Annotated in this window: 14 protein-coding genes; 7 read left to right on the top strand and 7 right to left on the bottom strand. The window is 63.7% G+C overall.

Annotated features, from left to right (window positions below; all coding sequences use genetic code 11):
• Nucleotides 1–3: 3 nt before the first annotated feature.
• Nucleotides 4–3,177 carry an efflux RND transporter permease subunit gene (locus tag BSY17_RS18775; RefSeq protein ID WP_069066613.1) on the top strand — a complete coding sequence of 1,058 codons (3,174 nt, stop codon included), beginning with the start codon at nt 4–6 and terminating at the stop codon, nt 3,175–3,177.
• Nucleotides 3,178–3,216: 39 nt separating this feature from the next.
• Here the strand turns inward: BSY17_RS18775 and hppD are convergent, their stop codons facing one another.
• Both hppD and phhA read right to left on the bottom strand, forming a co-directional pair.
• The gene (gene hppD, locus BSY17_RS18780; protein WP_069066614.1) at nt 3,217–4,260 is read right to left on the bottom strand and encodes a 4-hydroxyphenylpyruvate dioxygenase; all 1,044 of its coding nucleotides are present in this window, start codon (nt 4,258–4,260) and stop codon (nt 3,217–3,219) included.
• The gene (gene phhA / locus BSY17_RS18785; protein ID WP_069066615.1) at nt 4,257–5,129 is read right to left on the bottom strand and encodes a phenylalanine 4-monooxygenase; all 873 of its coding nucleotides are present in this window, start codon (nt 5,127–5,129) and stop codon (nt 4,257–4,259) included. Before phhA ends, hppD begins: the two co-directional genes overlap by 4 nt.
• Nucleotides 5,130–5,223: 94 nt before the next feature.
• On the opposite strand from phhA, the gene BSY17_RS18790 reads away from it, so the two are divergent.
• Complete coding sequence (locus tag BSY17_RS18790; RefSeq protein ID WP_069067082.1) at nt 5,224–5,694, top strand: Lrp/AsnC family transcriptional regulator; 471 nt, start codon at nt 5,224–5,226, stop codon at nt 5,692–5,694.
• Nucleotides 5,695–5,836: 142 nt separating this feature from the next.
• Here BSY17_RS18790 and trmFO read toward each other — a convergent pair whose 3' ends face one another.
• The 4 genes from trmFO to BSY17_RS18805 form a co-directional block, all read right to left on the bottom strand.
• Nucleotides 5,837–7,180 (bottom strand): methylenetetrahydrofolate--tRNA-(uracil(54)-C(5))-methyltransferase (FADH(2)-oxidizing) TrmFO, encoded by a 1,344-nt coding sequence (trmFO, locus tag BSY17_RS18795; protein WP_069066616.1) that lies wholly within the window; start codon nt 7,178–7,180, stop codon nt 5,837–5,839.
• 398 nt (nt 7,181–7,578) lie between these two features.
• On the bottom strand, nt 7,579–8,439 hold the full coding sequence (locus BSY17_RS18800; RefSeq protein ID WP_069066617.1) for a DUF3037 domain-containing protein: 861 nt from the start codon (nt 8,437–8,439) through the stop codon (nt 7,579–7,581).
• The gene (locus tag BSY17_RS21410) at nt 8,433–9,224 is read right to left on the bottom strand and encodes a HipA family kinase (protein ID WP_150125826.1); all 792 of its coding nucleotides are present in this window, start codon (nt 9,222–9,224) and stop codon (nt 8,433–8,435) included. The genes BSY17_RS18800 and BSY17_RS21410 overlap by 7 nt, the downstream gene beginning before the upstream one ends.
• Nucleotides 9,225–9,405: 181 nt before the next feature.
• Nucleotides 9,406–10,710, bottom strand: coding sequence for a dicarboxylate/amino acid:cation symporter (locus BSY17_RS18805; RefSeq protein ID WP_069066618.1), 1,305 nt, complete (start codon nt 10,708–10,710; stop codon nt 9,406–9,408).
• Between the two features lie 298 nt (nt 10,711–11,008).
• On the opposite strand from BSY17_RS18805, the gene BSY17_RS18810 reads away from it, so the two are divergent.
• Nucleotides 11,009–12,376 (top strand): M20/M25/M40 family metallo-hydrolase, encoded by a 1,368-nt coding sequence (locus tag BSY17_RS18810; RefSeq protein ID WP_069066619.1) that lies wholly within the window; start codon nt 11,009–11,011, stop codon nt 12,374–12,376.
• 105 nt (nt 12,377–12,481) lie between these two features.
• On the opposite strand, the gene leuA is transcribed toward BSY17_RS18810, so the two are convergent.
• The gene (leuA, locus tag BSY17_RS18815; RefSeq protein WP_069066620.1) at nt 12,482–14,155 is read right to left on the bottom strand and encodes a 2-isopropylmalate synthase; all 1,674 of its coding nucleotides are present in this window, start codon (nt 14,153–14,155) and stop codon (nt 12,482–12,484) included.
• Between the two features lie 324 nt (nt 14,156–14,479).
• Here leuA and alaS point away from each other — a divergent pair, with 324 nt between their 5' ends.
• The 4 genes from alaS to BSY17_RS18835 all read left to right on the top strand — a co-directional run bounded on the left by alaS (nt 14,480) and on the right by BSY17_RS18835 (nt 21,776).
• Nucleotides 14,480–17,134 (top strand): alanine--tRNA ligase, encoded by a 2,655-nt coding sequence (alaS, locus tag BSY17_RS18820; protein ID WP_069066621.1) that lies wholly within the window; start codon nt 14,480–14,482, stop codon nt 17,132–17,134.
• 219 nt (nt 17,135–17,353) lie between these two features.
• Nucleotides 17,354–18,751: a TolC family protein gene (locus BSY17_RS18825; RefSeq protein ID WP_083217161.1), complete on the top strand. Its 1,398-nt coding sequence runs from the start codon at nt 17,354–17,356 to the stop codon at nt 18,749–18,751.
• Complete coding sequence (locus BSY17_RS18830) at nt 18,748–20,475, top strand: ATP-binding cassette domain-containing protein (RefSeq protein ID WP_069066622.1); 1,728 nt, start codon at nt 18,748–18,750, stop codon at nt 20,473–20,475. The genes BSY17_RS18825 and BSY17_RS18830 overlap by 4 nt, the downstream gene beginning before the upstream one ends.
• Nucleotides 20,472–21,776: an HlyD family type I secretion periplasmic adaptor subunit gene (locus BSY17_RS18835; RefSeq protein ID WP_069066623.1), complete on the top strand. Its 1,305-nt coding sequence runs from the start codon at nt 20,472–20,474 to the stop codon at nt 21,774–21,776. The genes BSY17_RS18830 and BSY17_RS18835 overlap by 4 nt, the downstream gene beginning before the upstream one ends.
• Nucleotides 21,777–21,895: the final 119 nt, after the last annotated feature.

The following is a 21,895-nucleotide window of genomic DNA, read 5'->3' on the forward strand; positions in this document are numbered from 1 at the left end:
TCGATGATTGACCGGATCGTCACATTCGCGGTCGCGCGGCGCTGGCTGGTGCTGCTGCTGACCCTCATCGCCTGCCTCATCGGCGGCTGGGCGCTTCAGCGACTGCCCATCGATGCAGTGCCCGACATCACCAACAACCAGGTGCAGGTCAATGTCCGTGCGCCGTCGCTCTCGCCCGAACTGGTCGAGAAACAGGTCGCCTTTCCCATCGAAACCGCGCTGTCGGGGATTGAGGGGCTGGAATATAGTCGCTCGCTGAGCCGCAACGGCTTTGCCCAGATCACCGCCGTCTTCACCGATTCCACCGACATCTACTTCGCCCGGCAACAGGTGAATGAGCGGCTGGCGGGGCTGGCCGAAAGCCTGCCTGCGGGCGTGACGCCGGAAATGGGGCCGATCGCGACCGGGCTGGGGGAGGTCTATATGTGGACCGTCCACCTCGCCCATCGCAAGGATGACCAGCATGATCCGGGCGAACCGGGACTGCAACCCGATGGCAGCTATATCACGCCTGAGGGCGAGCGGTTGGTGAGCCAGGCGGATCAGGCGACCTATCTGCGCACCGCGCAGGACTGGATCGTCGCGCCGCTGCTCAAAAACACGCCGGGGCTGGCCGGAGTCGATTCGATCGGCGGCTATGTGAAGCAGTTTCAGGTCGTGCCCGATCTCGCGCGGCTGGCGGCGTTGCGGATCGGCATTGACGATCTGGCGCGCGCGTTGGAGGAGAATAATAATGCGGTCGGCGCGGGCGTGGTCGATCGCAATGGCGAGGGGCTGGCGGTGCGATCCGATGCGCGGCTGACCGGGGCGGAGGATCTGTCCCGGACCGTGATCGCGACGCGCGAGGGCGTGCCGATCCTGCTGAGCCAGGTCGCGACGGTCAGGACGGGGCAGGCGATCCGCATGGGGTCGGCCTCCGAAAACGGGCGCGAGGTCGTGGTCGGCACGGCGGTCATGCGGGTCGGCGAGAATAGCCGGACCGTGGCATCGGCGGTCGCCCGCCGATTGGAGGAGATCAACGCTTCCCTGCCGACCGACGTCATCGTCCAGCCGGTGCTGGACCGCACCGCGCTCGTCCATTCGACCATCAATACGGTGGCCAAGAATTTGGCCGAAGGCGCGTTGCTGGTGGTCGTCGTCTTGTTCGTGCTGCTGGGCAATTTCCGCGCGGCGCTGATCGCGGCGCTGGTGATCCCGATCACCATGTTGATGACCAGCTTCGGCATGTTGCAGGGGGGTGTGTCGGCCAACCTCATGAGTCTTGGCGCGCTTGATTTCGGCCTGATCGTCGATGGCGCGGTGATCATTGTCGAACATGCGTTGCGGCGGATCGCCGAAGGGCAGCATCGTGAAGGCCGGGTACTGACGCTGGACGAGCGGCTGGCCGTGGTCGTGGGCGCAGCGCGGGAAATGATCCGACCGTCGGTCTATGGCCAGGCGATCATCATCCTCGTCTATGTGCCGCTGCTGACGCTGACGGGGATTGAGGGCAAGACCTTCACGCCGATGGCGCTGACGGTCATCCTCGCGCTCGTCTGCGCCTTCATCCTCTCGCTGACCTTCGTGCCGGCCCTGCTCGCGGTGCTGTTGTCGAAGCCGGTGGAGGAGAAGGAGGGGCGGATCATGGGCTGGCTCAAGACCCGCTATGAACCCGGCCTCGACAAGGCGATGCAGCGGCCGACGCGGACAATGGGCGTGGCCGTGGCGGCGTTCCTGCTGGCGATCGGCGCGTTCCTGACGCTGGGGCAGGAGTTTCTGCCGCAGCTGGACGAGGGCGACATGACCGCGCAATTGCTGCGCATTCCGGGCACGTCGGTCGAACAGAGCCAAGCAATGCAGTTCGATGTCGAAAAGGTGATCGCCACATTGCCGCAGGTCCGCTTCGTCTTTTCCAAGACGGGGACGGCGGAGCTGGCGTCGGACCCGATGCCGCCCAATATCTCCGACACCTTCATCATCATGAAGCCGCGTGAGGAATGGCCCGACCCCAAACTGCCCAAGGCAGAACTGGTCGAAGCGGTCGAAAAGAAGCTGGCGGTGCTGCCCGGCAATGCCTTTGAAATCAGCCAGCCGATCCAGATGCGGTTCAACGAGCTGATTGCGGGTGTGCGAGGTGATGTGGCGGTCAAAGTGTTTGGCGACGATGCCGACGCGATGGCCCGCACCGCCAATCAGGTCGCGACGATCCTGCGGCGTACCGACGGCGCGGTGGACGTGCGGGTCGAGCAGACCGAGGGGCTGCCGATGCTCGACATCCGGCCCCGGCGTGAGGCGCTGGCGGCGATGGGCCTGTCGGCCAAGGCGGTGCAGGATGAGGTCGCCGCCGCGATCGGCGGGCGCGATGCGGGCATGATCTTCGAAGGGGATCGGCGCTTTGCGGTGACGATCCGGCTCGATGACAGGCAGCGGGCCGATATCGAGGCGGTGGGGCAGATCCCTGTGCCGACACCCGATGGCGCCTTCGTGCCGCTGGCGAGCATGGCGGAGATTGCGGTGACGACTGGTCCCAACCAGATCAGCCGCGAAAATGGCAAGCGCCGCATCGTGGTGCAGGCCAATGTGCGCGGGCGCGACGTGGCGAGCGTGGTCGCCGATGCGCAGGCGGACATCGCGTCGGATGTGCGCTTGCCGGCGGGGGCCTATCTCGAATGGGGTGGGCAGTTCGAAAATCTGGCGTCGGCGCGGGATCGACTGTTGCTGGTTGTCCCGGCCTGTTTCGTGCTGATCCTGTTGCTGCTCTATGGGGCGCTCGGCAATGTGCGCGATGCGATGATCGTCTTTACCGGCGTGCCGTTGGCGCTGGTGGGTGGCGTGCTGGCGCTGTTTCTGCGGGGCATGCCCTTTTCCGTGTCGGCGGCGGTGGGCTTCATCGCCTTGTCGGGCATTGCGGTGCTCAACGGGCTGGTGATGGTGACGGCGATCCAGGAACTGATCGGGCAGGGTATGGACCGGGCACGGGCGGCCGAGCAGGGGGCGATGCGCCGCTTGCGGCCGGTGGTGATGACCGCGCTGGTCGCCTCGCTCGGCTTCGTGCCGATGGCGCTGGCGACCGGGTCGGGCGCGGAGGTGCAGAAGCCGCTGGCGACGGTGGTGATCGGTGGGCTGGTGTCGGCGACGCTGCTGACCCTGTTCGTGCTGCCGACGCTCTATGCGCGCTTCGGCGGGCGGCGGGCCTGACGTCAGGACAGGGGGCGGTGGTGCCGCCCCCTGTCGCGTTCAGGCATCGACCGACACGACGCCGCGCCGTATCTGGTCGAGTTCGATGCTTTCGAACAAGGCCTGGAAATTGCCGTTGCCGAAACCGTCATTGCCCTTGCGCTGGATGATTTCGAAGAAGATCGGGCCGAACATATTTTCGGTGAAGATCTGTAGCAAGATGCCCTCTCCCGTCTCTACGCTGCCGTCGATCAGGATGCGGTTGGCGCGCAGCCGGTCCAGATCCTCGCCATGGCCGGGGACGCGGCTGTCGACCAGGTCGTAATAGGTCTCGATCGTATCCTGCAACCGCACGCCGCGCGCCCGCAATTTCTCGACCGTGTCGTAGATATTGTCGGTGGTGAGGGCGAGGTGCTGGATGCCCTCGCCATGATAGTCGCGGATGAACTCCTCGATCTGGCTGTTATCGTCCTGGCTCTCGTTCAGCGGGATGCGGATCGCCCGGTCGGGCGCGATCATCGCCTGGCTGGTGAGGCCGGTTGCCTTGCCCTTGATGTCGAAGAATTTCTGCTCCTCGAAACCAAAGAGGGTGCGGTAGAATTCGCTCCACACCTGCATCTGACCGCGCCGGACATTGTGGGTCAGATGGTCGAGCAGGTCGAGCCCGACATTATTCTGCGCCTCCGCTTCCCGCCAGCCGGCGAATTCGGCCCAGTCGGCATAGGGGTCTTGGCCATCGGGCATGAAATAGAGATAGGAGCCGCCGATGCCCTGGATCACCGTGTCATCCTCTTCGGTCGCCTGCGCGCCATGGTCGAGCGCCCAGCGCATCGCGGCCTGCGGATCGGCAACGCGGAAGGCCATGGCGCTGGCGGAGGGACCATGGACTCCGCGAAAGGCGGCGACGCGCCCGGCATCGTCGCGGTTGAGCATCAGGTTGATGCGGCCCTGCTTGTAGCGGGTGATATTCTTGGTCGGATGGCGGTGCGTCGGCACGAAGCCGAGCATTTCGAACTGCGCCGCCATCGCCGCCGGATCCGGCGAGGTGAATTCGGCAAATTCGAAGCCGTTGAGGCCCAGGGGATTGTCTATGGTAGCGGTCATTGCGGCTCCTCTTCCTTTTTTGTTCTGGCATAGGCCTGCGTGCCGCGGGTGAAGATGCGGTCGGTCGGCAGGATGGTGTCGGTGTCGAGATCGGGCAGGCCGTCCAGCTCAGCGTAGAGCGGGGCGAAGTCGGTCTCGACCGTCTGGCGCAGCAGATCCTCGAAACTGTCGATGACGAAATAGCTCTGCTGATAATCGTCGATGCGGTAGCGGGTGCGCATCAGTCGCTTGAGATCGAAGCCCAGCCGGTTGGGAGAGGGATCGTCCAGGGCGTAGATGGATTCGCCGTGGGACGAGACGATGCCCGCGCCATAGAGTTTGAGGTCGTCGCCCTGACGGACCAAGCCGAATTCGACGGTGTACCAATAGAGCCGCGCCAGCCGGTCGATCGCCCCCAGACCATCGGCGCGCAGGCCGCCCTGGCCATAGGCCTGCATATAGTCGGCGAAGGCGGGGTTGGCGAGCAGGGGGACGTGGCCGAAGACGTCGTGGAAAATGTCGGGTTCGGACAGATAATCGATCTGGTCGGGCGTGCGCAGGAAGCGCCCGGCGACGAAGCGGCGATTGGCGAGATGGTCGAAGAACAGCCGGTCGGGGACGAGGCCGGGGACGGCGACGACCTGCCAGCCGGTCAGCTTCATCAGCCGTTCCGATAGCTCATCGAAATCGGGGATGCCCGGCCGGGTCATCCGCAGCACGTCCAGCCCGTTCATGAATTCGGCCACGGCGCGGTCGGGGAGCATTTGCGCCTGGCGGGCGAAGAGCCGGTCCCACAGCGCATGTTCCTGCGGCGTGTAGGCGGCCCAATCCTGCGGGATCGTCCAATCCTCGGCGGTGCCTTCGGGGCGCTCTAAATCGTTTTGGGCCATGACGATAATATTGCATGGTTCAAGCGAAAAAGGGTTTCAATCTCCTGCTTTGCTGCGCAATATCGGAAATTATTTCATCAAATATGGGCCAGATATGAAACAGGACTATCAAATCGATGCGATTGACCGGCGGATCATCGCCATATTGCAGGCCGACGCCGCCATCCCCCATGCGCAACTCGCCGAACAGGTCGGCGCGTCGACCGCGTCCTGCTGGCGCCGGATCAAGGCGCTGGAGGCGGCGGGGGTGTTGACCCGCGCGGTACGGCTGGTCGATCCCGCCAAGGTCGATCGCGGGGTCAATGTGCTGTGCAATATCCGCATGCGCAGCCATGCCCGCGAACCGCGCAGCGCCTTCGAGGCTTTTGTCGATGCCTGCCCGGAAATCGTCGAATGCTTCTCCATGTCGGGCGAGTGGGACTATCTGTTGCGGGTCGTGGTGGCGGACGTCGCCGATTATAACCAGTTTTTGATGCACACGTTATTGGCCCAGCCGACGGTGGCGGGGGCCGCGTCGCACTTTGCGCTGTCGACCACCAAATATACTACCGCCTTGCCGGTGTGATGGGTTGTAGCAAAATGCATTAATCGAAACCTGTGGTTGGCTGTTCCCCGGCGAAGGCCGGGGTCCAGTCCCACGGCCAGAACTGGACCCCGGCCTTCGCCGGGGAACAATGCTCATAAGTCAGCCTCATTGCAGGATGGCCTCAAGCGATCGCCATCTCGCCCATCCATGCGCCGAAGGACGCGCGGGCGCGGGAGGTATAGGCTTCCTTGCGCTGCTTCTTCTTGACGTCGTCCAGCGTCGGGAAGAGGCCGAAATTGACGTTCATCGGCTGATAGTCCGCCGTCGCGACATTGCCCGTCACATGGCCGAGCAGCGCGCCGAGCGCTGTGTCGGCGGGCGGGGGCGTCAGCGTATGGCCCAGTAGTTCGGCCGCGGCGAAGCGCCCGGCGATCAGGCCGATCGCGGCGCTTTCGACATAGCCTTCGCAGCCCGTCATCTGCCCGGCGAAGCGGATATGGGGGGCGCTTTTGAGGCGCAGCGTCGCGTCGAGCAGCTTTGGCGACTGGATGAAGGTGTTGCGATGCAGCCCGCCCAGCCGCGCGAACTCGGCGTTCTGGAGGCCGGGGATGGTGCGGAACAATTCCACCTGCGCGCCATGTTTCAGCTTGGTCTGGAAGCCGACCATGTTCCACAGCGTGCCCGACGCATTATCCTGCCGCAACTGCACCACGGCATAGGGCCAACGGCCGGTGCGTGGATTGTCCAGCCCCATCGGCTTCATCGGCCCATGGCGCAGCGTTTCCGGCCCGCGCGAGGCCATCACCTCGATCGGCATACAGCCCTCGAAATAGGGAGTGTTGGCCTCCCATTCCTTGAACTCGGTCTTTTCGCCGTCGAGCAGCCCCTGGACGAAGGCCTGATATTGGTCCTTATCCATCGGGCAGTTGATATAATCCTTCCCCTCGCCGCCGCCGGGGCCGATCTTGTCCCAGCGATTGGCCATCCAGCATTGGTCCATGTCGATACTGTCATGGTGGATGACCGGCGCGATCGCGTCGAAGAAAGCGAGATGCTCCATCCCCGCCGCCTGGCCGATGCTGGTCGCGAGCGCGGGCGCGGTGAGCGGGCCGGTAGCGACGATGGTCATGCCTTCGGTCGGCAGCGTGTCGATCCGTTCGCGGATGATCTCGACATTGGGATGATTGGCCAGCGCGCGGGTGACGGCGCCGGAAAAGACATGGCGGTCCACCGCCAGCGCCGAGCCTGCGGGCACTTTGGCGGGTTCGGCGCTCGCCATGATGAGCGAATCCAGCCGCCGCATCTCCTGATGCAGCAGGCCAACGGCATTCTTGTCGGCATCGTCGGAGCGGAAACTGTTGGAGCAGACCAGTTCGGCAAGGCCTTCGGTCTGGTGTGCGGGCGACATGTCGCCGCTGCCCCGCATTTCCGACAGGCGCACCTTGATCCCCGCCTGCGCCAACTGCCACGCCGCTTCGGACCCGGCGAGCCCGCCGCCGATGATATGCACCTGATAGTCTGCCACTGATATTCGCCTTAGATGTCGCACTTTTGCCGTTCGGGCCAAGGCCTATAGCCGATGGCGGCGCAGTAGGACAGGGCGGCGTGGGTGGCTTTTGGGGTGGCACGGTGGGCGGTGGTGCTGTGCGAAGCTTGTGAAGTTCACACCGTTGCAGGGTTCGATTTTGCTGGGGTTGGGGTTTGCAGGGCGGACTTCGCAATAGGAGGGTTTTTGCGAAGTGGAGGTGTGGTTGTGGGATCGGGCGGGCAAAAGGATGGGAATTATAGCATGGGCTTAACGGGGTAGAACAGGAGATATTGCCGTTTGAGTGGTGCCATATTTTGACACCCATTGGCGGGCTAGCCCGCATCCAAAGTGAACCAATCTATTGCGCCAGAATGCCTGGGTTTCTGTGGTTGCGATTAGTGGTCGGCGCGGTGCAAGCGAATCTCGTCCTCGATGCGATCCACTAGTTTGTCGATTTCCGTCTCTTCAAAGACCTCAACATTGCCAGGGGACTTTTTCAGGATTTTTAGGGCGCGCCTATATGCCGACTCTAAAGTCGGATCTGATGGCGCTCCAACAATAAAGTATGGGTGAAAGTCCTCTGATGCGTCCGGCGCTACCGACGTTAGCTGCCCCAACCAACGATGCACCTTACGATAGATTCCATCCGCGTCCGCTAGATCAAGGGAAACCGGCTCATACACATGCCAAGCCCCGTTCTTCCAAGCGTGTTGAAATTCGATCTTGTCGTCAATGCCGACGATGGTCTTCGGTTCAAGGGTAACCGGGAGTTGACGTTCCTCCAGTCGTTGACGCACTGGTTTCCAGATTTCTTCGTCAGATCGACGTTGGACACCGCGTACGTCGTATTTGGTAACGAACCGACCATAGAGCCGCGTAAACGTTTTATCTGGATCTTCTGCAACACCACTGCCAACCGGTCCCCACTGCAAAGAGCTATCGTCTGACGGCAGTACTTGGCGGGCAAAAGTGAGCGCATCGCCTTTCGACACGATCATACCTTCTAGCGCAAGCTGGTCAGCGAGCTTGGTTAGCATCCTGTTGATAGTGCGCATGGTCGCGCTAAAGGCAGCGCGGTCCAGATCAGGGAACATATCGCGCATCCGAGCAATCGTGTTGCGCGTACCTGCTTTGAGGACCGCTGGTCCCAACGGTGATTCGGGAAAATGCACGACAAGCCCGACGTTCACGAACTCCGCAGTAAGCGGATCATGGACGTAACGGAGGACAGTATATGAATAGCGGCGCTTCAACATTTCAGCACCCTTTGTACCTCAATCGCGCATTCGTCGATATGGTCACGTGCGTTTTTGATCTTTTCCACCGCCGATTGCACAAACGGGCCTGCTGTCGCCCATTCTGCCGGAAGTGCAGCCTCATAATCGGATATCGTCTCATCGGACAAATTTTTCCAAGGCTGAATAATAGACGCCCATTCGATATCTCTCCCGCGTAACGCGTCACGAAAGATATGGATGCCTGGCGTTGCCATATGGTGAAGAGCGCCAATTTGCCAAGGGGGCTGCCAGCCTATCAGCAAAGGGCCGAAGCATAGTTCGTGGTCAATTATGCGGATTTCATCTCCACGCTGGAGACAGTTTGGATTCTCTCGCCTGCGATCAGGGTTGTCGGTTACGGCATCGAAAAGAAGAACAGCTGCGGCTCTCGAAGTCAGGGGCTCAACCATAGTTGTACCCGTAATCCATTGACCAAAGCCGGCCGGTGCTCGGCGTGAGCCGAATGCAACTGGAATGCTCTGTCTAGCGGCTTCAGCCCAAGCCGGGTCAGCAATCGATTCGATCCACTCTGATGAAAGATCGACAATATAGGGCTGGGGAATTGGCAGTCCAAGATCGCCAGCAAGACAAGCGCATAATAGCTCCATCGCGAGTGAAGTGGCAGCACGATCGCATTTTGCAGATAGCTTAGCAATCAGCTCAATGTCGTCACCCAAAGCGTCCTCTGCCACTACAAAACCAGGCATGGTTCTTCCAGTGCCTGCCTGTTTGTCGAATTGGATTGCTGCCAGTCGCTCGATCATTTCGTCCCCGGCTTATCGGGTGGACGGCTGAGAGTCGATTCTGAATCGCCGCACTTATTATAGAGGATCAAAAGGACCGCCGACCGTCATAGCGCCAAATGCCAGCGGGATGGCCAAGCATATCTTCCCATGCAGCTTGGTGAGTTCTGACGACAAACCACATCAACGTGGGAAAATGGCGCTATCCCGCCACCAACGCCCCCTCGCCATAATAGGCCTCTTCGTCCAATATCCCCTCACGTTTCGCCACGACCACGCCGACCAGCACTTGGCCCGCGACGTTGACCGCCGTGCGGCCCATGTCGAGGATGGGGTCGATCGCCAGCAACAGGCCTGCGCCCTCCAGCGGGAGGCCAAGCGTCGAGAGGGTGAGGGTGAGCATCACGACGGCGCCGGTCAGGCCTGCGGTTGCGGCGGAGCCTATGACCGAGACGAGGGCGATCAGGGCATAGTCGAGGGGGCCAAGCGGAATGCCGTAAAAGCCTGCGACGAAGATGGCGGCGAGGGCGGGATAGATCGACGCGCAGCCGTCCATCTTGGTGGTGGACGCCAGGGGAATCGCGAAGGCGGCATAGGCCTTGTCCACGCCGAGCCGCGCGGTGACGGCTTCGGTGACGGGCAGGGTGCCGACCGAGGAGCGGGAGACGAAGCCCAACTGGATGGCGGGCCAGGCCTTGGCGAAGAAGGGCAGTGGCTTGAGCCCATGGGCGAGCAGCAGCGTCGGATAGACGATCAGCAGGACGATGCCGAGGCCGAGATAGATGGCGCCGGTAAAGACGCTCAGCCTTGCGAGCGCGTCCCAGCCATAGGTGGCGACCGCTGCGCCGATCAGGCCCGCCGAGCCGATCGGCGTCAGGCGGATGACCCAGCCGAGCAGCGCGCGCACGACCGCGAGCAGCGAGCGCACGAAGGCGAGGAAGGGTTCTGCCTTCTCCCCCACTTTGAGCGTGGCGAGGCCGACGGCGATGGCGATGACCAGCAGTTGCAGGATGTTGAAGGAGAGGCTGGTGCTGGCGGTGCCATCGGGCGCGATCTTGGTGCTGCCGCTCAGCGCCAGGCTGTTGCCAGGGACGAGGCCCTTGAGGAAATCGAGCCAGCCGCCGACCGCGTCGGGCTGTTTGGCGGCGAGTGCGGCGGTGCCTAGGCCCATGCCGGGCTGGACGATGATGCCGATGGCAAGGCCGATGCTGACCGCGATCAGCGCGGTGATGGCGAACCAGAGCAAGGTCTGCCCCGCCAGCCGCGCGGCATTGTCGAGCGCGCGCAGATTGGCGATCGACGCGACGATGGCGGCGAAGACGAGCGGCGGGACGATCGCCTTGAGCAGCGCGACGAAGATGGTGCCGATCGTCTGGAGCGCGGTGGCGAGCCAATTGAGGTCGCCATCCGGCCCGGTGCCCATGGTCCGGGCGAGGAGGCCGAGCGCGAGGCCTGCGACCATGCCGACCAGCACCTGGAATCCGAAGCTGCGATAGGGGAGGGTCATGGGCGCAAATCCTTTGGGCGAACGGCGTAGCATATGGGGCAGTGGAGCGGGATTGCGCGCAAGCAATAGTTGGGCGGGGTTTAGTTTTTGGCGGGGGGTGTCTTTACATCCTCCTCCGGTGGGGGAGGTGGCAGCACGTAGTGCTGACGGAGGGGTGTTGCCCTATCGAGAGGGTGACACCCCTCCGTCTGGCCTGCGGCCAGCCACCTCCCCTGCCAGGGGAGGATGGGTGCGGAGGATTGGCGGGGGATTGTGCCTGTGCCACATTGGTTGCCTGACGAAATCGAGGGGCAGGTTTATGGGGTGGCGGTGCGGGTTGTTGGCGGGGGTGGCGGTGATGCTGCCGAGCGGCGCGATGGCGGCGGCGGACCCGGTGGTGGCGAAGGACATCTTGATGCGCTCTGTTGCCTTTCGCACGGTCGAGGGGGCGGGCGAGGTGCCGAAGCTCGCGGCCTATTATGCGTCGGTGCTGAAGGCGGCGGGCTTTGCCGATGCGGACATCGTCATCACACCGATGGGCGAGACGGCGACTTTCGCCGCGACGATCCGGGGACGGGATGCGGCGCTCAAGCCCCTGTTGATGATCGGCCATATGGATGTGGTGGCGGCGGACCCGAAAGATTGGACCCGCGACCCGTTCGTGCCGGTGGAGGAGAATGGCTATATTTTCGGGCGGGGTGCGGAAGATAATAAATATGACGTCGCGATGATGGTCGCGACGCTGGCGCAGTTGAAGAAGGACGGGTGGACGCCGCGCCGCACCGTGACGCTATTGTTGTCGGGCGACGAAGAGACCGCGATGGTGACGACGCGGGCGTTGGCGGCGCAATATAAGGATGCGGAACTGTTGCTGAACGGTGATGGCGGCGGCGGGCTGCTCAACGAGGCGGGCGAGCCGGTGCTGTATCAGTTGCAGGCGGGCGAGAAGACCTATGCCGATTTCGAGATCGGCTTTACCGATCCGGGCGGCCATTCGAGTGCGCCGACCGCGGGCAATCCGCTCTATCGGCTGGCGCGGGTGATCGATCGGATCGCGGCCTATCAGTTTCCGCCGATGCGTAACGAACTGACCAAGGCGTCGTTGGCGCTATCTGCCGACCGGATCGGCGGGGACGTGGGCGCGGCGATGAAGCGTTATGCGGAGACGGGCGATGCGGCGGCGGCGGAATTGCTGTCGGGTCGCCCGGAATTTGTCGGCCAGGTGCGCACGACCTGTGTCGCGACCATGGCGAAGGCGGGCCATGCGCTCAATGCCTTGCCGCAGAGCGCCAAGGTACAGGTCAATTGCCGGATCTTTCCGGGCGTGGCGATCGACGCGGTGAAGGCGGAATTGGTGCGGGTGGTGGCGGACGATAGTGCGACCGTGACGACACTGGGCGATCCGTTGGCAAGCGATGCCTCGCCGCTGCGTGCCGATGTGATGCAGGCGGTGGTCGCGGCGGTTTCCGCGCAGGCACCGGGCATCCCGATCATGCCGAGCATGTCCGGCGGGGCGACCGACAGCGTGCATTTCCGCGCGCTGGGCGTGCCGAGCTATGGCGTGTCTAGCCTGTTCATGAAGGCCGAGGATGGCTTTGCCCATGGGCTGAACGAGCGGGCGCCTGTCGCGGGGATCGGCGCGGCGCTGGGGCAGTGGGAGGCTGTGTTGCGGGCTTTGGCGAAGTAACCAGGGGCAAATGCATCGTCATCCCAGCGGACGCTGGGATCTCACTTTCTTCAACCATGCGCGGAAGAAAAGAGAGATCCCAGCTTTCGCTGGGATGACGGAGTTTTAGGTCCGCACTGCCACCGCATTGGCCGCCGACAATACCGCCTGCACCGACGCCGTCGCGACGTCTGCGTCCGTCCCCACGCCGAATACCGTCCGCCCGTCGGGCGTGCGGCATTCGACATAGGCGGCGGCGTTGACGTTGCTGCCTGCGCCGATCGCATGTTCGCTATAATCGGCAATCTCCAGCTCCACGCCCAGTTCGTCGCGCAACGCGGCCAGGACCGAGGAGAGCAGGCCGTTGCCGCGCCCCGAAATGCTGCGTTCGCCGCCCTTATAGGCGATCTTGCCGGTGAAGATGCGGTCGCCCGCCGCGCCGCTTTCATGATAGTCGATCAGCGCATAGGCTTGGGTTCCGGCCAGGCGATAATGGTCCTGGAAGGCGGCCCAGATGTCGGCAGCGTTGAGTTCGCGGCTCGACTGGTCGGCCAGGCCCTGCACCACGCGGGAGAAATCGGCCTGCATCCGCTTGGGCAGTTTGAAGCCCTTATCCTGTTGCAACACCCAGGCGACGCCGCCCTTGCCCGATTGCGAATTGACGCGGATCACCGCTTCATAGTCGCGGCCCAGATCCTTGGGGTCGATCGGCAGATAGGGCACGTCCCAGATGAGGTCGTTGCGCGCTTCCTGGGCGGCAAAGCCCTTTTTGATCGCGTCCTGATGGCTGCCGGAAAAGGCGGTGAACACCAGTTCGCCGGCATAGGGGTGGCGCGGGTGGACGGGCAGTTGGTTGCAATATTCGACCGTCTGGATGACCGTGTCGATGTCGCTGAAATCGAGGCCGGGATTGATGCCCTGCGTGTACATGTTGAGCGCCACGGTCACGATATCGCAATTGCCGGTGCGCTCGCCATTACCGAACAGGCAGCCTTCGACGCGGTCGGCACCCGCCATGAGGCCGAGTTCCGCCGCCGCAACGCCGGTGCCGCGATCATTATGCGGGTGCAGCGAGATGACCACGCTGTCGCGCTTGCTGATATGGCGGCACATCCATTCGATCTGGTCGGCATAGATGTTGGGGGTGGCGCATTCGACCGTCGCTGGCAGGTTGAGGATCAGCGGCCGCTCTGGCGTGGGCTGGAGAATGTCCATCACCGCCTCGCAACACTCCAGACTGAAATCCAGCTCGGCAGTGGAGAAGGTTTCGGGGCTATATTCGAAATGCCAGTCAGTGTCGGGCTGCTTGGCGGCATTGTCGCGCAGCAGCTTGGCGGCGTGGACGGCAATGTCCTTGACCTGCGCCCGGTCCATGCCGAACACGATCCGCCGCCAGGCGGGCGAGACGGCGTTATAGACATGGACGATCGCCCGATCCGCGCCGCGCAGCGATTCGAAGGTGGTGGCGATCAGGTCTTCGCGGGCTTGGGTCAGCACCTGGACCATCACATCGTCGGGGATGCGGCCGTCCTTCACCAGGCTGGAGATGAAGTCGAACTCGGTCGCACCGGCCGATGGGAAGCCGACCTCGATCTCCTTGACGCCGACCTGGACCAGCAGGTCGAAGAAGCGGCTCTTTTTCTCCGCGTTCATGGGGTCGATCAGCGCTTGATTGCCATCGCGCAAGTCGGTCGAGAGCCAGCGCGGGGGCGACGTGATGACCTGTGACGGCCATTGACGATTGGGCAGGTCGACTTGCGGGAAGGCGCGATATTTCTGGGCGGGATCGGTCAGCATCATGGGACAGCTACTTCTTTATGCGAACGGGCGTGCAGGAGCGGCCCGGTTAACGACTATCAGCGAAAAGGAAGCCCTTAGGCGTATCGTCGCTGCCCATAATCGAAAGGCAGCACAAAAACCACGCCTAAGGGCGTGTAAGTCGTAGCAGGGGAAGACGTGTCGCGCTCTGCATGATGGGGAGGGCATAGCGGTGTTGGTGGCTGGCCGTCCAGTCGTTTTTGCAGCAGCCCGCTGGCGCTTCCTTTTTACAGGCGGCGCGACGGAAAGAGAAACGCCAAAAAGCCCCGCTTGTGCGACGGGCCGCTTCCCCCTAAATCGCCTACCATGACCTCGACCAACGACATTCGCCGCTCTTTCCTCGACTATTTCGGGGCCAACGGCCACACCATCGTCCCGTCCGCGCCGCTGGTGCCGCACAATGATCCCACCTTGATGTTCGTGAATGCGGGCATGGTGCCGTTCAAGAATGTCTTTACCGGGCTTGAGACGCGCCCCTACAAGACCGCGACGTCGAGCCAGAAGTCGGTCCGCGCGGGCGGCAAGCATAATGACCTCGACAATGTCGGCTATACCGCGCGGCACCACACCTTCTTTGAAATGCTGGGCAATTTCAGCTTTGGAGATTATTTCAAGGAACAGGCGATCACCCATGCCTGGACGTTGCTGACCAGGGAATGGGGGCTTCCCGCCGACAAGCTGACCGTCACCGTCTATCATACCGATGACGAGGCGTTCGCCCTGTGGAAGAAGATTGCGGGCCTGCCCGATCACCGCATCATCCGCATTCCGACCAAGGATAATTTCTGGGCGATGGGCGATAGCGGCCCCTGCGGTCCCTGTTCGGAAATCTTCTACGACCATGGCGACCATATCTGGGGTGGCCCTCCCGGCTCGCCCGAAGAAGATGGCGATCGTTTCGTCGAAATCTGGAATCTCGTCTTCATGCAATATGAGCAGGAAGCCAATGAGATCGTCAGCGAATTGCCCAAGCCGTCGATCGACACCGGCATGGGCCTGGAACGCATCGCCGCCGTCATGCAGGGCGTGCATAATAATTACGACATCGACACGTTCAAAGCGCTGATCGAAGCATCGGGTGCGATTACCCGCACCGCGACTGACGGCGATCATCAGGCCAGCCACCGCGTCATTGCCGATCATCTGCGTTCGACCAGCTTCCTGATCGCCGACGGCGTGCTCCCCGCCAATGAAGGGCGCGGCTATGTGCTGCGCCGGATCATGCGCCGCGCGATGCGCCACGCGCACATCATCGGCGCGAAAGACCCGTTGATGTATCGCCTGGTCGGCAGCCTCGTGTCCGAAATGGGCGCGGCTTATCCCGAACTGGTGCGCGCCCAGCCGCTGATCGAGGAAACCTTGCTGCGCGAGGAAACCCGTTTCCGCAAGACGCTGGAAAATGGCCTGCGCCTGCTCGATGAAGCGACGGTCGATCTGGCCGAGGGCGGCACGCTGCCCGGCGAAACCGCGTTCAAGCTCTACGACACGTTCGGCTTCCCCTATGACCTGACCGAAGATGCGCTCCGTTCGCGTGGGCTGGGCGTCGATCGCGCCGGCTTCGATAGTGCGATGGCCGAACAGAAAGCCGCTGCCCGCGCCGCCTGGAAGGGGTCGGGCGACAAGGCATCGGATGAAATCTGGTTCGATATCGCGGAGAAGGCGGGCAATACCGAGTTTATCGGCTATAGCTCGACCGTGGGTGAGGGCGAGGTGCAAGCCATCGTCAAGGGCGGCGCGAATGTCGACTCCGCGACCGTTGGCGACAGCGTCATCATCCTCACCAACCAGACGCCCTTCTATGGCGAAAGCGGCGGGCAGATGGGCGATACCGGCCGTATCAGCACGCAGGGCGGCCTGATCGCCAGCGTCGAGGATACCGGCAAGCCGCTCGGCCGCCTCCACGCCCATCGCGCGAGGATCGAGGCAGGCAGCATCAAGGTCGGCGACACCGTGCAACTGTCGGTCGATGTCGATCATCGCGACCGCGTGCGTGCCAACCATAGCGCCACCCACCTGCTCCATGCCGCGCTGCGTCATCGCTTGGGCGGCCATGTCACGCAAAAGGGCAGCCTGGTCGCACCCGACCGGCTGCGCTTCGACTTCTCGCATCCCGAATCGCTGACCCACGCGCAAATCGCGCAGGTCGAGGCGGACGTGAACGCGCAGATCCGCCATAATGAGGAGGTCACCACCCGGTTGATGACCCCCGACGATGCGATTGGCGCGGGCGCGATGGCGCTGTTCGGCGAGAAATATGGCGACGAGGTTCGCGTCCTGTCCATTGGGCGCGGCGATGACGCCAACTATTCGGTCGAACTGTGCGGCGGCACCCATGTCCGCGCGACCGGCGACATCGCTTTGTTCAAGATCGTGTCGGAAAGCGCCGTGTCGAGCGGCGTCCGCCGGATCGAAGCGCTGACCGGCGAGGCCGCGCGCCTGTGGTTGGCCGACCGTGACGACAAATTGCGCCAGTCCGCCGCCGCGCTCAAGACGACGCCAGAAGATGTGCCCGCGCGCATTGCCGCGCTGGTCGAGCAGAGCCGCCGTCTGGAGCGCGAACTCGCCGAAGCCAAGAAGGCACTGGCGCTCGGCGGTGGCGGCGCGGCGCAGGCGGCCGGTCCCGAACAGGTGGGCAGCGTCAGTTTCCTCGGCCAAGTCATCGACGGCCTCGACCCCAAGGAATTGCGCGGCATCGTCGATGGCAACAAGAAGGCCCTGGGCAGCGGCGTCTCGGCCATCCTCGCCGTGGTCGATGGTCGCGCAACCATCGCCGTGGGCGTCACCGACGACCTGACCGGCACGCTGAGCGCCGTCGATCTCGTCCGTATCGGCGTGGAAGCGCTGGGCGGCAAGGGCGGCGGCGGGCGTCCCGACATGGCGCAGGGCGGCGGTCCCGATGGCGACAAGGCGCAGGCCGCGCTGGATGCAGTCAAGGCCGCGCTGGAGAAGGTGGCCGCCTGACGAAAAGCCCATAATTACCGGCTATTCTCGCTGGCGATCCAAGTTGCGCGGAATCGTCACATCGGGCATATAGCGTCGCATTACACCCGAACATGGTCTTAACTGGGGTCGCAAAGCTCATGTTGGGATAACCATTATGTGATTTTGGGGTGGGTTTTTTTGTTGATCGATAGGCTGCCTGGGGGGCGGTCCAACCTGTTTGGCCGGTGGCATAGGGGCATGATGACGCGCATGGCGTTGTTGGCCTGCTGCGGCTTTTCGTCCGCCGCATGGGCGCAGGACAGTCTCATCCTCCCGCCCAATCCCACGCCTTTCAGCCATCCGGTGCAGGCCGATCCGTTGATCGATCTGGTCGATCGCGTCGGGCCGCCGGACCAGTTTCGGGCGGAAATCGAATCAGCGGTCCAGACCAATGCACTGATGGACGAGGCCCGCGCGGGCGAGCGCGAGGCGCAGGCGGCGCGGGTGCAGGCGCGCTCGGCGATCTTCCCGACACTCGACCTCAGCGTCGACGCGCATCGCTCGTTCGCGCGCAATTTCTCCAACGATCCCGGCAATATCGTCGAACGGTCCCGCCCCGAAGGGCGCACCGACGCCACGGCCTCGCTACGGCAGCGACTCCTTGATTTCGGCGCGGCGTCGAGCCGCATCAATGCGGGCAATGCGCGGGTCGAAGCGGCGCGGTCCGGCATCATGGGCTATGGCACCGATGTCGCGTTGCGCACCGTCACCGCCTGGTATTCCATCCTGGCGCAGCGGCTGATGGAGCGGGCGGCGATCGATTATGGCGTGCGGCAGATGCGCCTGCGTGCCGCGGTCGAGCGCCGCATCGAGCAGGGCTTTTCCGCGCGCGGCGACCTGCCCCGCATCGACAGTTCGATCGCCTCGGTCCAGACCCGGGTCGCCATGTATCAGCGTGACCGGGCCAGTGCCGAAGCGCAATATCGCGCGCTGGCCGGGCATGACGCCCCCGCTGACCTGATGCGCGCGCCCGTGCCGCCCATGGACGTCGGCACGCGCGAATCGCTCGAAACGCTGATCCTGCGGTCGCCGACCGTGCTGAAGGCCGAGGCCGAAGCGCGCGCCGCGCGGCAGGATGCGCGGGCCGTGCGGTCCGACCGACTGCCGACGATTGCCGCCGGGGTGGATGCGGGCCGCTATGGCGTCTTCGAAAATCCCGGCGACTATGACATTCGCGGCCGCCTCATCATCCGTGCCCAGCTTGGCGCGGGGATCAATGCGAAGGCCGATCAGGCGACCGCGCGCGCCGATGCCGCCGACGCCTATGCCGCGCGGGTCCGGCGCGAGGCGCTGCGCGACGCGGAGATGGCCTGGGGCGACGTGCGCGGGCTCGATGCGCAACTGACGGCGGCGCAGGCGACCTACCTTGCCAGCCGCGACAGCCGCGATGTCTATGCCGCACGCTTTGCGTCGTCGGGCGGCACCTTGTTCGATGTCATCACGTCCGAAGATAATTATTTCGCATCCATCGCGACCTATGTGCAGACGCTGGCGGAGCGCGACCTGTCGCGCTTCGTCCTGCTGGCCAGAGCGGGCCAGTTGCTGGACGAACTGTCGATCGCGGTCGATTCCTCCGACGGGGCCGCCAGACCATGAATGAAGAGCCTCTGCTCGCCACCGGCAAGCGCCGCTTCGCGCCCTGGCTGATCGAACCGATGATGCGCAATCGCGGCATCTATATGAAGGTCGCGGTCGCTGCTGCGCTGATCAATATCTTCGCGCTCGTGTCGGCGCTCTTTACGATGACCGTCTATGACCGGATCGTCCCCAATGATGGTGCCGCCTCGCTGGTGGGGCTGAGCATCGGCCTGGTCTTCGTGATCATCTTCGATTTCGTGCTGCGGTTGCTGCGCGTCTATTTCGTCGATGTCGCCGGGGCCAATATCGACCATGATGTCGGCGAAACGCTGTTCGCCAAGCTGCTCGCGCTGCGGCTCGACCATCGCCGGGGATCGACCGGCGCGCTCACCGGGCTGATGCGCGAGTTGGAGACGTTGCGCGACTTCTTCGCCTCGGTGACGCTGACCGCGCTGATCGACGTCCCCTTCATCTTCGTTACCCTCGCGGTCATCGCCATGCTGGGCGGCGTGCTGGTGGTCCTGCCGCTGGCGATGATCCCGCTCGTGATCCTGTCGGGCATCGTCACCACCCCCGCGCTCGACCGCATGTCGTCGCGCAGCCTGGGCGATGGCCTGCTCAAGCAATCGGTGCTGGTCGAAACCATCGGCAGCCTGGAAACGGTCAAGGCGATCGGGGCCGGACCGATGCTGAGCGGCCGCTGGCGCAAGGCACTGATCAGCCATTCGGAAAGCTCGCTTGGCCAGCGGCTGATCTCCTCCATCCCGATGACGGTCGCCAACAGCGCATCGACCATTGCCTATTGCGGCATCATCATCGTCGGCGTCGGCCTGCTGCGCAGTAACGAGATTACGACCGGGGCGCTGCTCGCCTGCTCCATCCTGTGTGGCCGTGCGCTTGCGCCGCTGGCGCAGATCGCGACGCTGCTGTCGCGCCTGTCCGCGACGCGCGTCGCCTATCGGCAGATCAACGCGCTGATGGATGCGCCGAGCGAAGGGCCGCAGGGCGATGCGCTGCACCCCGGCGTGCTGCGCGGGCAGATAGAATTGCGCAATGTCGGCTTCCGCTATCCCGGTTCGCCCGAAAAGGCGCTGGAGCAGGTCAATCTGACGATCGCGCCGGGCGAACGGGTTGGTTTTCTGGGGCGGGTCGGGTCCGGCAAGTCCACGCTCGCCCGGCTGGTCCTGGGCCTCTACGAACCCGAAGACGGTGTCGTCATGATCGATGGCATCGATGTGCGCCAATATGACCCCATCGAATTGCGCCGCCTGATCGGTGCGGGGATGCAGGACAATGTGCTGATCGCCGGGACGGTGCGCCAGAATATCTGCCTGGACCGCGCCGTCGTGGATCAGGACGAGATGATCCGCGCGACGGAGATCAGCGGCACGCATCGGTTCATGGGGCCGATCACCAATGGCTATGACTTGCGCCTGACCGATCGCGGCGATGGCCTGTCGGGTGGCCAGCGCCAGTCGATCGCGATCGCCCGCGCGCTGGCGGGGCGTCCGCAAATCCTGATCTTCGATGAACCCAGCAGTTCGATGGACGCGCAGACCGAGGCCGAACTCATCACCCGCCTGCATCCCGAAGTGCAGGGGCGCACGCTGATGCTGATCACCCATCGCACGTCCTTGCTGGCGCTGGTCGACCGGATCGTCGTGCTCGACAAGGGCCGGATCGTGGCGGATGGTCCGCGCGATGCCGTGCTGCAAAAACTGACCAGAGGAAAAGCGGCATGACCGGCCGGGCACTGACGCAGGAGCCTGCGACCTATATCAAGCCCCGCGTGCCCGCGAACATCATTCTGTGGACCATTGCCGCCTTCGTGCTGATATTTCTGCTCTGGGCCTGGCTCACGGAAATCGACCGGACCGTCCGCGCCAATGGTCGGGTCATCCCCAGCTCGCAATTGCAGATCATTTCCAATCTGGAAGGCGGCGTGGTCGAATCGATCATGGTGCGCACGGGCCAGGATGTGAAGCAGGGCACGGCGCTGGTCCGGCTCAGCCCGATCCAGCCGGGCGCGGAGCTGGAGAGCAATCGATCCAGCAGCGATTCGCTGCAGTTCAAGATCATTCGCCTGGAAGCCGAGATTGCGGGCCGCGCGCCGCGCTTCCCGCAGCCGCGCAACGCCCAGATGGCGAGCCAGATCGAAGTCGAGCAAAGCCTCTACCGATCGCGCATGGCCGAACTCGCCGCCCTGTCCAGCGTCGGCACCGCCCGCATCGCGCAGGCATCGCGCACCATCGCCGAAGCCAGCGCCGCGCAGGACGCACGCATCTCCGCCCGCGAAACCGCCCGCGCCGATCTCGACCTGGTGCGGCCGCTGGTGCAGGAGGGGATCGAGCCGCGCCGCACCTTGTTGCAGGCGCAAAATGCCTTCAGCATGTCGACCAGTGATGCGCAGGGGGCCGCTGCGGCACTCAGCCGCGCCCATTCGCTGCTGGCCGAGGCGCAGGCCAGTGCGCTCCAGCAAAAGCGAGATTGGCTGGCGCGCGCCGCTGGGGAACTGACCGCCGCGCGCGCGGAAATGTCCGTGCGGCAGGCGACGATGCCAGCCTATAAATACAGGCTCGATCGCACGACGCTCAAGGCGCCGATGGACGGGCGCATCAACCGCGTCTTCGTGACCACGGTGGGGGGAAGCGTGCGCCCCGGCGACCCGCTGCTCGAAATGGTCCCCGCGCGCGATACGCTGATCGTCGAGGCGATGGTCGCGGCCAAGGACATCGCGTCGGTCAAGCTCGGCCAGCGGGCAAAGGTCCATATCTCCGCCTATGATAGCGCGGTCTATGGATCGATGCCCGGCTCCGTCATTGCCGTGTCGCCTGACGCTGTGGTGAACGAACGCACCGGTGAAAGCCATTATGTCGTGCGCGTTCGCACCACGGCCACGGGGATGAAGGACTCGGCCGGGCGCGACCTACCCATCGGTCCCGGCATGGGGGCCGAAGTCAATCTGCTGGGCGACAAGCGGTCTATCCTTGCCTACATCTTTACCCCCATCACCCGCCTGAGCGAAACGGCGTTTCGCGAATAGGGGCGTTCATTGAGCGCGACGTGGAAATCTGGTAAAGCTGCACTCCCTTGTCGAGGGATTTTCCTATGCGTCATCCTATTGCTCGTGTCGTTTTGATAGCGGGGTGCCTGAGCGTGTCC

The sequence above is a fragment of the Sphingobium sp. RAC03 genome (genome assembly GCF_001713415.1).
In the GTDB taxonomy this organism is placed as follows: Bacteria; Pseudomonadota; Alphaproteobacteria; order Sphingomonadales; family Sphingomonadaceae; genus Sphingobium.